The sequence below is a fragment of the Paraburkholderia sp. RAU2J genome, from assembly GCF_003634845.1.
In the GTDB taxonomy this organism is placed as follows: Bacteria; Pseudomonadota; Gammaproteobacteria; order Burkholderiales; family Burkholderiaceae; genus Paraburkholderia; species Paraburkholderia fynbosensis.
Genome location: NZ_RBXG01000001.1, coordinates 768,958 through 781,509 on the forward strand (window position 1 = coordinate 768,958; position 12,552 = coordinate 781,509).

Annotated in this window: 12 protein-coding genes and 1 other RNA gene; 3 read left to right on the plus strand and 10 right to left on the minus strand. The window is 62.9% G+C overall.

The window, feature by feature from the left end:
* The first annotated feature begins 120 nt into the window (after nt 1–120).
* Entirely contained in the window at nt 121–543 is a 423-nt protein-coding gene (locus tag B0G69_RS03540) for an OsmC family protein (protein ID WP_025602559.1), read from the plus strand.
* A gap of 111 nt (nt 544–654) precedes the next feature.
* Here B0G69_RS03540 and rnpB read toward each other — a convergent pair.
* The 3 genes from rnpB to pyrC all read right to left on the minus strand — a co-directional run bounded on the left by rnpB (nt 655) and on the right by pyrC (nt 3,156).
* Nucleotides 655–1,068: RNase P RNA component class A (gene rnpB, locus B0G69_RS03545), an RNA gene on the minus strand.
* A gap of 154 nt (nt 1,069–1,222) precedes the next feature.
* Entirely contained in the window at nt 1,223–2,083 is an 861-nt protein-coding gene (locus B0G69_RS03550; RefSeq protein ID WP_121315676.1) for a DUF3025 domain-containing protein, read from the minus strand.
* An 11-nt stretch (nt 2,084–2,094) separates the two neighbouring features.
* A complete protein-coding gene (gene pyrC, locus B0G69_RS03555) occupies nt 2,095–3,156 on the minus strand; it encodes a dihydroorotase (protein ID WP_121315677.1) in 1,062 nt (353 codons plus the stop codon).
* A gap of 168 nt (nt 3,157–3,324) precedes the next feature.
* Here pyrC and B0G69_RS03560 point away from each other — a divergent pair, with 168 nt between their 5' ends.
* Nucleotides 3,325–4,266, plus strand: coding sequence for a class II glutamine amidotransferase (locus tag B0G69_RS03560; RefSeq protein ID WP_121315678.1), 942 nt, complete (start codon nt 3,325–3,327; stop codon nt 4,264–4,266).
* Nucleotides 4,267–4,370: 104 nt separating this feature from the next.
* Here the strand turns inward: B0G69_RS03560 and B0G69_RS03565 are convergent, their stop codons facing one another.
* From B0G69_RS03565 to B0G69_RS03590, 6 genes are all read right to left on the minus strand, one after another.
* Nucleotides 4,371–5,096, minus strand: coding sequence for an amino acid ABC transporter ATP-binding protein (locus tag B0G69_RS03565; protein ID WP_042320997.1), 726 nt, complete (start codon nt 5,094–5,096; stop codon nt 4,371–4,373).
* Entirely contained in the window at nt 5,093–5,770 is a 678-nt protein-coding gene (gltK, locus tag B0G69_RS03570; protein ID WP_121315679.1) for a glutamate/aspartate ABC transporter permease GltK, read from the minus strand. The genes B0G69_RS03565 and gltK overlap by 4 nt, the downstream gene beginning before the upstream one ends.
* On the minus strand, nt 5,770–6,510 hold the full coding sequence (locus tag B0G69_RS03575) for an amino acid ABC transporter permease (RefSeq protein WP_121315680.1): 741 nt from the start codon (nt 6,508–6,510) through the stop codon (nt 5,770–5,772). The genes gltK and B0G69_RS03575 overlap by 1 nt, the downstream gene beginning before the upstream one ends.
* Before the next feature lie 80 nt (nt 6,511–6,590).
* Nucleotides 6,591–7,484 carry a glutamate/aspartate ABC transporter substrate-binding protein gene (locus tag B0G69_RS03580; protein WP_121315681.1) on the minus strand — a complete coding sequence of 298 codons (894 nt, stop codon included), beginning with the start codon at nt 7,482–7,484 and terminating at the stop codon, nt 6,591–6,593.
* A gap of 263 nt (nt 7,485–7,747) precedes the next feature.
* Entirely contained in the window at nt 7,748–9,070 is a 1,323-nt protein-coding gene (locus B0G69_RS03585; RefSeq protein WP_121315682.1) for a Glu/Leu/Phe/Val dehydrogenase, read from the minus strand.
* A 190-nt stretch (nt 9,071–9,260) separates the two neighbouring features.
* A complete protein-coding gene (locus B0G69_RS03590; RefSeq protein ID WP_121315683.1) occupies nt 9,261–10,217 on the minus strand; it encodes a LysR family transcriptional regulator in 957 nt (318 codons plus the stop codon).
* 332 nt (nt 10,218–10,549) lie between these two features.
* Here B0G69_RS03590 and purB point away from each other — a divergent pair, with 332 nt between their 5' ends.
* Entirely contained in the window at nt 10,550–11,938 is a 1,389-nt protein-coding gene (purB, locus tag B0G69_RS03595) for an adenylosuccinate lyase (RefSeq protein WP_121315684.1), read from the plus strand.
* Between the two features lie 115 nt (nt 11,939–12,053).
* Here purB and B0G69_RS03600 read toward each other — a convergent pair whose 3' ends face one another.
* Nucleotides 12,054–12,548 carry a gluconokinase gene (locus tag B0G69_RS03600; protein ID WP_121315685.1) on the minus strand — a complete coding sequence of 165 codons (495 nt, stop codon included), beginning with the start codon at nt 12,546–12,548 and terminating at the stop codon, nt 12,054–12,056.
* Nucleotides 12,549–12,552 lie beyond the last annotated feature (4 nt).

Sequence of the window (12,552 nt, forward strand, 5' to 3'; positions counted from 1 at the left end):
CGCACCGCAACACACAAGCGGCCATCCCGCATATGTTTCGACGGAAGTCGCCTCGGGCGGATCCGCAGAGCGCGGGCTACAATGCCCTCTCGATATTAGCGAAGCGCGGTGGAGCACAGCATGGAATGCAAAGTAAGCTGGATGGGGCAGGACGGGATGGCGTTTGCGGCCGAGACGGGGAGCGGTCATCTGGTTGCGATGGACGGCGCGCCTGAAGGCGGCGGCCGCAATCTCGCGCCGCGTCCGATGGAGATGGTTCTCCTCGGCACGGGCGGCTGCACCGCCTACGACGTCGTGATGATTCTGAAGAAGAGCCGCCAGGAAATTGCCGGCTGCTCGGTCACGCTGAAGGCCGAGCGCGCCAGTGAAGATCCGAAGGTGTTCACCAAAATCCATTTCCATTTCACCGTGACGGGCAAGAACCTGAACCCCGCCACCGTCGAGCGCGCGATCAATCTGTCGCACGACAAATACTGCTCGGCGTCGATCATGATCGCCAAGACCGCCGAACTCACGCACTCGTTCGACATCGTGGCGAACTGAGCGCGGCAGCGGACTGCCAGGCCTGGCGCCGCTGCACCCGCCTTACGCACGAATTGCGCGCAGCAAATGAAAATGCCGGCGTCCTCACGGACGCCGGCATTTCTTGTTGGGTGGCAAAGCAGGCCGATAAGCCGGATTCTGTGCACGCGCAACGTCCGAAAACGCGACGCGCGTGGCAGCCATTCCTCTAGGCGCGCCATTACTGACGCGCTCAAGCTTCCTACCCGCAGACGAGACGGGGGCCCCGTCCTGCATCTCGAAGATGCGCGCCTGCCTACTTGGAATTGCTCCGGGTGGAGGTTACCGTGCCGGTCTGCCTTGCAGCAGCCGCGGTGCGCTCTTACCGCACCGTTTCACCCTTACCTGATCCCGACTTGCGCCGGGCCATCGGCGGTTTGCTTTCTGTTGCCCTGTTCCGCGTGTTGCCACGGATGGCCGTTAGCCATCACCCTGCCCTGTGGAGTCCGGACTTTCCTCGCCCTCTTTGGCCGAAGCCGCCAAGGCCGCGACTGCCTGGCCTGCTTTGCTGCGGCGAATTTTAACACCTGCGCGGAAGACGAGCCGTTTCGACGCTTGAAATAGCCGAATGGCCAAGAAAGAGGGCAGCGTGGGATTCGGACAGGCCGCCGTAGCGAGGGTGGGCCCGTGCGGCACGACCCCGCACGAAACCTTCAGAGGCCTAGGCCAGACGGGTGCGCCGCCCCGCGCGAAACACGGACGCGTCGTCGTAAAACACGGGCGAGTCGTTCTCGGGCCACCAGCCCGGAATGCCCAGCACCGGCAGCGGTGCGAACATGCGGCTCGTCAACGCGTCGGTGTCGAGCAGCGCTGCGCTGACCGATTCATCGAGCCATGCATCGCGCGCCGCGGCATTCCATTCGAAGTACGAGGGCGGCACGTCGACGATCCACGCATGCCCCGTGCAGCCCTTGAACGGGGCGATCAATTTTTCGAGCAACGCGTGGCCGAAGCAGCGCACTTCGCAGCTCGAACCCCACGCCTCGCGCCGGGTCACGAGCAGGGTCCGCCAGTCGAAGCCGCGCAGCGCAGCGCTCAAACCGGGATCGGCGCACGCGAACAGCAATGCGTTCTCATCGAACAAGGTCAGCGTGTCGCGCACGCCACCACGGGTCGGGCCGACGCCCAACACGTCGATGGCCGCCGACTGCCGCGCGTTCAGCGCCGCCTTGATGCGCGGAAACGCAAACCACATCGAGCCGTTGAAGAAGTCGTGCAGATTATGGCGCGTCGGCACGCAGCCGGTCGACGCGATGTGCGCTTCGTACGCTGCGCCGGGCGGCAAATCGTCCTGCGCGATGAACGCGAGGCGCTGGCCGCGCCCTGTGGTCTGCCGCATTTCGGCGGCCTCGGCGTTCATTTCGGCGAGCAACGCGGCGTAGCTCGTCAGCGCGGCCTGCTGCCAGCGTCGGCCGCGGCCGCCGAAGGGCGCGAACCAAGGCTTCGACCAGTCGATCACCGCGAAGCCGGCTTGCGGCCCCGCCTGCTGCCCTTCTGCCTGCCCCGCGTCTTGCACCTGCATCTAGCTCAAGCTCAAACCAGACGCCAACCGATCGACTCCCCGCCGCGCAGCGGCACCACCGGCGTATCGCCGACCGGCAGTTCGGCCGGCAACGTCCATTCCTCGCGACGCAGCGTGACCTGCTCCGCATTGCGCGGCAGGCTGTAGAAATCCGCGCCGAAGAAGCTCGCAAAGCCTTCGAGCCTGTCCAGCGCGCCGGCTTTGTCGAATGCTTCCGTGTAAAGCTCCAGCGCATGCAGCGCCGTATAGCAGCCCGCGCAACCGCACGCGTGCTCCTTCAAACCCTTCGGATGCGGGGCGCTATCTGTGCCGAGGAAGAAGCGCGGATTTCCCGATGTCGCCGCTTCGACCAGCGCCACCCGGTGCGTCTCGCGCTTCAACACCGGCAAGCAGTAGTAATGCGGACGAATGCCGCCCTGGAAGATCGCGTTGCGGTTGTACAGCAGATGGTGCGCGGTGATCGTCGCACCGAGCAGCTCCGGCGCGACGCCGGCCTCACGGATGTAGTCGACCGCGTCTTTCGTCGTGATGTGCTCGAACACGACCTTCAGCGCCGGAAACGCGCGGCGCAGCGGCGTCATCACACGGTCGATGAACACCTTCTCGCGGTCGAACAGGTCGATCGACGAATCCGTCACTTCGCCGTGCACCTGCAGCGGCATGCCCACTTCCTGCATCGCTTCGAGCGTTTTCGCGCACTTCATGATGTCGGTGACGCCCGCGTCCGAGTTGGTGGTCGCACCCGCCGGATACAACTTCACACCATGCACGAAGCCGCTCTCGCGCGCCCGGCGGATTTCGTCAGGCGGCGTGTTGTCGGTCAGGTACAGCGTCATCAGCGGTTCGAACTTCGCGCCTGCGGGGATCGCGGCGACGATCCGCTCCCGGTACGCCTGCGCCATGGCGGTGGTCGTGACCGGCGGCTTCAGGTTCGGCATGATGATCGCGCGGCCGAACTGGCGCGCGGTGTCCGGCAGGACGGCGGCCAGCATCGCGCCGTCGCGAACGTGCAGGTGCCAGTCGTCGGGACGGGCGAGCGTGATGGAATCGAGGGAAACGTTGGAAGCGGTCATGGCAAAAAGGGCAACGAGACTCGGCGACAAAAGCCAATCGACCCGGTCAAACCGCCCTGTTGCGGCCCGAACACACGTCAATTTCGCTATTTGGCGTTTCTGGCTCGGTGATATGCTTGGAAAGTCATCATTGTAACGGCTCGCCCCGTTCACAGGCTTACCCGCAACATGTGCCAACTTCTCGGAATGAACTGCGCCGCGCCGACGGACGTCACGTTCTCGTTCACCGGCTTTGCGGCGCGCGGCGGCGTCACCGATCACCATGCCGACGGCTGGGGGATCGCCTTCTTCGAGGACAAAGCCTGCCGCCTGTTCATCGACCATCAATCGTCGGCCACCTCGCCGATCGCCGAGATGGTCAAGCGTTATCCGATCAAATCGAAGAACACCATCGCCCATATCCGCAAGGCGACGCAAGGGCACATCCTGCTCGAAAACTGTCACCCGTTCATGCGTGAACTGTGGGGGCGTCACTGGATCTTCGCGCACAACGGCGATCTGCAAGACTATGCGCCGCAACTGTCGGGCGTGTATCAGCCGGTCGGCACGACCGACAGCGAACTCGCTTTCTGCGCGTTGCTCGAAGGGTTGCGCAAGGCGTTTCCGGGCGCGCAGCAGCCGCCGCTCGACGAACTGTTCGTCACGCTCGAAGCGCTCACGCGTGAAATCACGCAGTTCGGCGTGTTCAATTTTCTGATGTCTAACGGCCAGGCGCTGTTCGCGCATTGCTCGACGCATTTGCACTACATCGTGCGGTGCTGGCCGTTTTCCACCGCGCATCTGGTCGACGCGGACGTGTCGATCGACTTCGCCAAGTACACGACGCCTGAAGACCGCGTCGCGGTCATTGCCACCAAGCCGCTGACCGACAACGAAGTCTGGAGCGCATTCGAGCCGGGCGATCTGATGATGTTCCAGCATGGCGATGTGATCGGCCACATCAACGTGCCGGTGCCGGCATCGGTGCTGGAGAAGCTGCGCAATCCCGCGCTGGATGCGTCGGCCTCCGCCACCACGATTGCAGCCTCAACCGCTGGGACCGGAATCATGGCCGACGACAGCGAAGCCGACCTCGAAGCGGCAGATGACGCCGCGGCCTTCGGGTCCTGAACAACTGATCGCACGCGCACCAGCAAAAAAAAAGCCGCCTCCAAAGAGCGGCTTTTTTTCGGTCCGCACGAGCCAGCCTGCACCGGCCGGCCCGCGCACGAACCTCAGTGCAGGATCTTCGCCAGAAAATCCTTCGCACGATCCGACTTCGGATTGGCGAAGAAGTCTTCCTTGCGGTCGTCCTCGACGATCAAGCCCTTGTCCATGAAGATCACGCGGTGCGCGACCTTCTTCGCGAAGCCCATTTCGTGCGTGACGCACATCATGGTCATGCCTTCCTGCGCGAGTTCGACCATCACGTCGAGCACTTCGTTGATCATCTCCGGATCGAGCGCGGAAGTCGGTTCGTCGAACAGCATCGCGATCGGGTCCATCGACAACGCGCGCGCAATCGCCACGCGCTGCTGCTGACCGCCCGACAATTGCCCCGGGAACTTGTCCGCATGCGCACGCAAGCCGACTCGATCGAGCAGCTTCAGCCCCTTCGCGGTGGCTTCATCGTTCGAGCGGCCGAGCACCTTCACCTGCGCGAGCGTCAGGTTCTGCACGATCGACAGATGCGGGAACAGCTCGAAGTGCTGGAACACCATGCCGACCTTCGAACGCAGCTTCGACAGATTGGTTTTCTTGTCCGTCAGCGACTGGCCGTTGATGACGATCTCGCCCTTCTGGAACGGTTCGAGGCCGTTCACGGTTTTGATCAGCGTGGACTTGCCCGAGCCCGACGGCCCGCACACCACCACCACTTCACCCTTTTTGACTTCCGTCGTGCAGTCGGTCAGCACTTGAAACTGACCGTACCACTTCGAAACATTCTTGATAGAGATCATCTTGCGACCTTTTTCTGAAGACCTTTGACGAGGCTCGACGCGACCACACAGATCACGAAATAACACGCGCCCGCGAACAGTACCATCTCGACATTCGTACCGTCACGGTCGCCAATATTCGTGGCGGTGCGGAAGAAGTCGGCGAGGCTGATCACGTAGACGAGCGACGTATCCTGAAACAGCACGATACCCTGCGTGAGCAGCAGCGGCACCATCGCACGGAACGCCTGCGGCAGCACGATCAGGCGCATCGCCTGCGCGTAGTTCATGCCGAGCGCGAACGCCGCGTTGACCTGGCCGCGCGGCACCGCCTGAATGCCGGCGCGGATGATCTCCGAATAGTACGCCGCCTCGAACAGCGAGAACGCGACCATGGCCGAGGCAAGGCGAATGTCGATATCCGCCGACAGCCCGAGCACGTTCTGCAGCACTTGCGGCACGATCAGGAAGAACCACAGCAGCACCATCACCAGCGGGATCGAACGGAAGATCGTTACGTACCCCTTCGCGAACCACTCGAAGGGTTTGAACGACGACAACCGCAGCATCGCGAGAATGGTGCCCCAGACGATGCCGAACACGATCGCGATCAATGTGATCTTGAAGGTGACGATGGCGCCGGTCCACAGCGTAGGCAGTGCGCCCGGAATACCGCTCCAGTCGAAATGGTGCATCACTTGCCTCCGATATAGCCGGGCAACCGGGCTCTGGCTTCGACCCAGCGCATCAGTTGCATCACGACCAGGTTGATCAGCATATACGCCACCGTGACCGCGATGAACGACTCATAGGTCTGTGACGTGTAGTCGACCAGCTGACGCGCCTGCGCGGACAGATCCAGCAGACCGATCGTCGAAGCCACTGCCGAGTTCTTGAAAATGTTCAGAAATTCGGACGTGAGCGGCGGCACGATGATCCGGTACGCGACCGGCAGCAGCACATAGCGATACGTCTGCCATTGCGTGAAGCCCACCGCGAGACCCGCGGCGCGCTGGCCGCGCGGTAACGCGTTGATGCCCGAGCGCACCTGCTCGCACACGCGCGCGGAAGTGAACAGCCCGAGACAGATGATCGACGACGAGAAGAACTGCGCGCCTGGCGGCAGTTGCTTGAACCAGTTGCCCATCGACACGGGCAGCAGCTCCGGTATCACCAGATACCAGATGAAGAACTGCACGATCAGCGGAATGTTACGGAAAATCGCGACGTAGACCGTGCCGATGCCCGACGCCCACTTGTTCGGCACCGTGCGCAGCACGCCAAACAGCGAGCCGACGATCAGCGCGATCACCCATGCCGCCAGCGACACGGTGATCGTCACCCAGAGGCCCGAGAACAACCAGCCCAGATAGGTGGTCGGCTCGCCGGTGGAGACCGGACTCAGCAGAATGCCCCAGTTCCAGTGATATGACATGACCAAGACTCCAGCAAAAAGAAACGGAAGAAGCGCGTGGCTCCTTCCGTTTCGTTCAGCGTTTCAAAAAACACCTGAGGTTAATCGATTGCCTTGTCATTCGGATTCTTGAACAGCGCCCGCATATCGTCGCTTTGCGGGAAGTTCAGGTTCAGGCCCTTCGGCGGAATCGGCGATTCGAACCACTTCTTGTAGATCGCATCGGCTTCGCCCGAAGTCTGGACCTTGGCGATCGCGTCGTCGGCGACCTTCTTGAACTCCGGATCGTTCTTGCGCATCATGCAGCCGTACGCTTCACGCGATTGCGGCGTGCCGACGATCACGAAATCGCCCGGGTTGTTCGACTTCGCGCGTTCGCCCGCGAGCAGTGCGTCGTCCATCATGAACGCCGCGGCGCGGCCCGTCGACAGCGTCAGGAACGACTCGCCGTGGTCCTTCGCGCTGATGATGTTCATGCCCATGCTCTTGTCCTGGTTCATCTTGCGAAGCAGGCGCTCGGAGGTGGTACCGGCGGTCGTGACCACCGTCTTGCCCTTCAGGTCCGCCCAATCCTTGATGCCGGAGTCCTTCTTGGTCATCATGCGGGTGCCGATCACGAAGATCGTGTTCGAGAACGCGGCCTGTTGCTGGCGCTCGAGGTTATTCGTGGTCGAGCCGCATTCGATGTCCACCGTGCCGTTCTGCACCAGCGGGATACGGTTTTGCGACGTCACCGGAATCAGCTTCACCTTGAGGTTAGGCATGTTCAGCTTCTGCTTGACGGCCTCCACCACTTTCATGGCGAATTCCTGCGAGTAGCCGATGACATTCTGCTTGTCGTCGTAGTACGAGAACGGGATGGACGATTCGCGATGACCCAGCGAAATGACGCCCGTGTCCTTGATCTTCTTCAGCGTACCCGCGTCTTGCGCCTGCGCGCCAACCGTAAACAGTCCGAGAGTCGCGAGCAGCAGCGCAGCTTTTTTAACCTTCATGTGGTGATCTCCTTGGCAAGAACCGGCGCCAGTTTAGCAAAGTAATTATTCTGAAAGTATGGCTATAAACCATGTTGTTGCGCGCGCGCCGCTAAGGGCGTGGGACGCCTTGGACCGATCCGCGGACCGGCTCCGGATATGCAAAGGCGGGCGGCATCGATCCGATGCCGCCCGCCGGGTACGACACGCCGTCTCGTGGACCGCGTTAAAGCAAAAATTGCCGGCGAATCCGCAGGGTAGCGCACTCGCCGTTCAAACGTAAATCAGGGATACAGGCCGCGCATTTCGCGTGCTTGCAGAATCCGCTTACAAGCGACGATAAACGCCGCGGTCCGCACCGACACGTTCTGTTCGCTCGACACCTGCCATACCGCGGCAAATGCCTCACGCATCACGCGCTCCAGACGCTGGTTGATCTCGTCCTCGGTCCAGAAGAAGCTCGAGAAGTCCTGCACCCATTCGAAATAGGACACCGTCACGCCGCCCGCGTTGGCCACCACGTCCGGAATCACGAGAATGCCGCGATCGTGCAGGATGTCGTCGGCCGCCGTGGTGGTCGGGCCATTGGCGCCTTCCACGACGATTCTGGTCCTGATCTTGCCGGCGTTCTTCTCGGTGATCTGGTTTTCCAATGCAGCCGGAATCAGGATGTCCGATTCGATGGTCCAGAATTCCTCGTTGGTTACGGCGTCCGCTTCAGCGAAACCACCCACGCCGCCCGTCTTCGCGACGTGTTCGAGCAATGCGCCCGCATCGATGCCGGTCGATTTGTACAGCGAACCGGTGTGATCCTGCACCGCGACCACCTTCGCGCCCGCTTCCTGGAACAGCCGCGCGGCAATCCCGCCGACGTTGCCGAAGCCCTGCACGGCGATGCGCGCGCCTTCGATATCGAAGCCGATGCGGCGTGCCGCTTCGCAGCCCACCACGAACACGCCGCGGCCCGTCGCCTCGCGGCGGCCCAGCGAACCGCCGAGCGTGATCGGCTTGCCGGTCACCACACCCGTGGCCGTTTGGCCCTGGTTCATCGAGTACGTGTCCATCATCCACGCCATGATCTGCTCGTTCGTGTTCACGTCCGGCGCGGGAATGTCGGTATTCGGTCCGATGATGATGCCGATCTCGCTCGTGTAGCGGCGCGTCATGCGCTCCAGTTCGCCCCGCGAGAGCGTGCGCGGATCGACGCGGATGCCGCCCTTCGCGCCGCCGTACGGCACGTTCACGGCCGCGTTCTTGACCGACATCCACGCGGACAGCGCCATCACTTCCGACAGCGTCACGTCCTGGTGATAACGCACGCCACCTTTGCCCGGACCGCGCGACACGTTGTGCTGCACGCGATAGCCTTCGAAGTGCGCGACGGTGCCGTTATCGAGTTCGATGGGCACGTCGACGATCAGGATGCGCTTCGGGCGCTTGAGGGTTTCGAGCCAGCGCGACAGCGAGCCGAGGTACGGCGCGACGCGGTCGACCTGGCGCAGATAGTTGCCCCAGGGGCCGAGGTCTTCGCTGTTGAGGTAGGAGGGAACGGACTGCAACGATGCTGCGGATTGGGCTGCTTGGGCGGCTTGCTGCTGGGAAGACATGAACGCTCCGGCGTTGATCGAATGCGTGCATTGTCGAAAAACGTCGTTATGAAATCCAATGCCGTTTCCTTATCCGATTATGTTTTTTTTGCATAACCTTCGGAAAGCGGCAAATTCACGTCGTGGCGGCGCAGGTTTCGCGGTTCCCCGCGGTTCACTTTTATGCTGCGCGGTTCCCCGTGGTTCCCTTTTATGCTGCGTGCTGCCCCAGTTCCGCCGACACTACCTCCCACAATTGCCGCACGAGTATCTGCCGCGCATCGTCGCTTTTCGCCGCGAGCTTGTCGCGGTACAGGCGAATCTCCATGCTCAGCGTGAGCTGCCCTTCCGGCGTGCCGCGTGTCGCACGATCGAGGCGAATCAGCTTGCCGTCGGCGACCGCGTCTTCCACCGCGCTGTGCGGCAGAAACGCGATGCCGTGGCCGGCCAACGCCATCGCCTTGAGCCCTTCGGCCATGTCGGTCTCGTACAGCCGGTCCAGGTACAGACGCTCGGGCGCGTTCGCGAGGATCACTTCGGTCATGCGTCCCAGATACGCGTTCGGCGTGTAGGACAGATACGGCGCGGGCGCCTCGGCCGTGCCCGGCAACGTGTGCCGCGGCCGGCCGGCGCGGCCCGGCGCCGAGAACGGGCTGATCGGCTCGTTGCCGAGCGTGAGCATGTCGTAGCGGGCCGGATCGAGCGCGACCGGATGGCTCGGGTGGTGGTAACCCATCATCAGATCGCAGCCGCCTTCCACCAGCGACAACGCCGCGTCGTGCACGTTCAACGCCCGCAGCCGCGTATGGATCGGGCCCATCTGCGCTTCGATGCGTTGCAGCCAGCGCGGGAAATAGGTGAGCGACAGCGTATGCGGCACGGCAAACTCGATGGTCGCCTGAGGCGTCGCCGTATGGCCGCGCAGCAGCGCGCGCGCCTCGTGGAATTGCGACAGCATCGCGAGCGCCTGCTCGTTGAACACCTGGCCGGCCGCCGTGAGCCGCGTCGGATAAACCGAACGGTCGATCAGTTCCGTGCCGAGCCACCCTTCGAGCGCCTGGATGCGCCGTGAAAACGCCGGTTGCGTGACGTGGCGCAGTTCGGCCGAGCGGCTGAAACTACGCGTTTCCGCGAGCGAAACGAAGTCTTCGAGCCATTTCAGTTCCATGCGGAGTGTGCTGCCGGGCGAGAGGAAGAAGACAGCATTCTAGCGGCGCGGGCCCAGCGTGGCGCTGCGGGTCGAGGCGCGGCTTTGGCTTTCGCTTTGGATCTGCCTCTAGCGTGACGAGCCAGGTCGCGGGTCGGCGTGCCGCGCTCACGCAGCGGAAGATAGCGACCAGCATGCAAAGACGCCGCGCGCCGCGCCCCGCGCCTCGCAGCCTCACGCGCGGCAAATTCGCGGCCGCCAACGGCCAGCCACCCGCACAGTGGTAAAATTCGCGGTTCCCTCCGTTCCCGATCCGCTCTCTGAGCGCTCAACGCTTCGACCCGGCCCCCATCATGTCCGACACCCGCCCCGACACCCTGTTCGCGCTCAACGCGCTCTCCCCGCTCGACGGCCGCTATGCGTCGAAAACCGAAGCCCTGCGCGACTGGCTCTCGGAAGCCGCCTTCATGCGCAATCGCGTGACGGTTGAAATTCACTGGCTGATCGCGCTGTCGCGCGCCGGCTTCGCCGAAGTGCCGCGCTTTTCCGAAGCGTCCGAGCAATTCCTGCTGCAACTGGCCGAGCGCTTCACCGCGCACGACGCCGCGCGCATCAAGGACATCGAACGCGTAACGAATCACGACGTGAAAGCGGTCGAGTACTGGCTGAAGGAATCGGTCAAGGGTCAGGAAGAACTGGAACGCGCGAGCGAGTTCATCCACTTCGCGTGCACCTCGGAAGACATCAACAACACGTCGCACGGCCTGATGCTGGCCGGCGCGCGCGAACACGTGATCCTGCCGGCGCTGCGCTCGGTGCATCAGCGCCTCGTCGCGCTGGCACATGCTCACGCCGCTCAACCGATGCTGTCGCGCACGCACGGCCAGCCGGCCAGCCCGACCACGCTCGGCAAGGAAATGGCCAACGTCGCCGCGCGCCTCGAACGTGCGATCGACCGTATCGCGAAGGTCGAACTGCTCGGCAAGATGAACGGCGCGGTCGGCAACTTCAATGCGCACCTGTCCGCGTATCCGGAGTTCGACTGGGAAGCGTTCTCGCGCGAAGTGGTCGAGCAGCGTCTGAAGCTCACGTTCAATCCGTATACGATCCAGATCGAGCCGCACGACTATATGGCCGAACTGTTCGACGCCGTTTCGCGCGCGAACACGATCCTGCTGGATCTGGACCGCGACGTGTGGGGCTACATCTCGGTCGGCTACTTCAAGCAGCGCACCAAGGCCGGCGAAATCGGTTCGTCGACGATGCCGCACAAGGTCAACCCGATCGACTTCGAAAACTCCGAAGGCAACCTCGGTCTCGCGAACGCCACGCTGCGCCATCTGGCCGACAAGCTGCCGGTGTCGCGCTGGCAGCGCGATTTGACCGATTCGACGGTGCTGCGCAACATCGGCGTCGCGTTCGGTTACTCGCTGCTCGCGTACGACTCGCTGATCCGCGGCCTCGACAAGCTCGAAGTGAACGCGCAGCGTCTGAACGAAGACCTCGACAACTGCTGGGAAGTGCTGGCCGAGCCGGTGCAAACGGTGATGCGCCGCTACGGCATCGAGAACCCGTACGAGCAGTTGAAGGAACTGACGCGCGGCAAGGGCATCACGCGTGAAGCGCTGCAAACCTTCGTGAACGGCCTCGCGATTGCGCAGGACGCGAAAGACCGCCTGCTCGCGATGACGCCGGGTTCGTATATCGGCAAAGCAGTCGAACTGGCGAAGCGCATCGGCTGATTCGCCGCTCGATGCAAGCCCGCCTCGTGACGCGCGAGGCGGGCATAAAAAAGCCGCTCCGAGGAGCGGCCTTTTTTTCGTCTCTACAACGACGAGCGAATGAGCTAGCGCAAGCTCACCGCGCCTCGACCTGCTTCAACACGTCGTCGACGATCTCTTCCGGCGACAGTTCGATGCTCACCGTGATCGCCTCGTCCGCGCCCGGCTCTTCGAGCGTGTCGAGCTGGCTTTGCAGCAGCGACGGATCGAAGAAGTGCCCGGTGCGCGTAGTCAGACGCTCTTCGAGCACCTTGCGCGATCCCTTCAGGTAGACGAAGCACACGTCCTTGTCGCCCTCGCGCAGGATGTCGCGATACGAGCGCTTGAGCGACGAACACGTGAACACCGCCGTCTCGCCTGCCTTCTGCTTGTCTTCGATCGCAGCGCGGATGGTTTTCAGCCACGGCCAACGGTCTTCGTCGGTGAGCGGAATGCCCTGGTGCATCTTCTCCTTGTTGGCGGCGCTGTGGAACGCGTCGCCGTCGGTGAACGCGCAGTGCAGGCGCTCCGCCAGCATTTCGCCAATTCTCGTCTTGCCGGCGCCCGACACGCCCATTGCGATCAAAATCATCAAA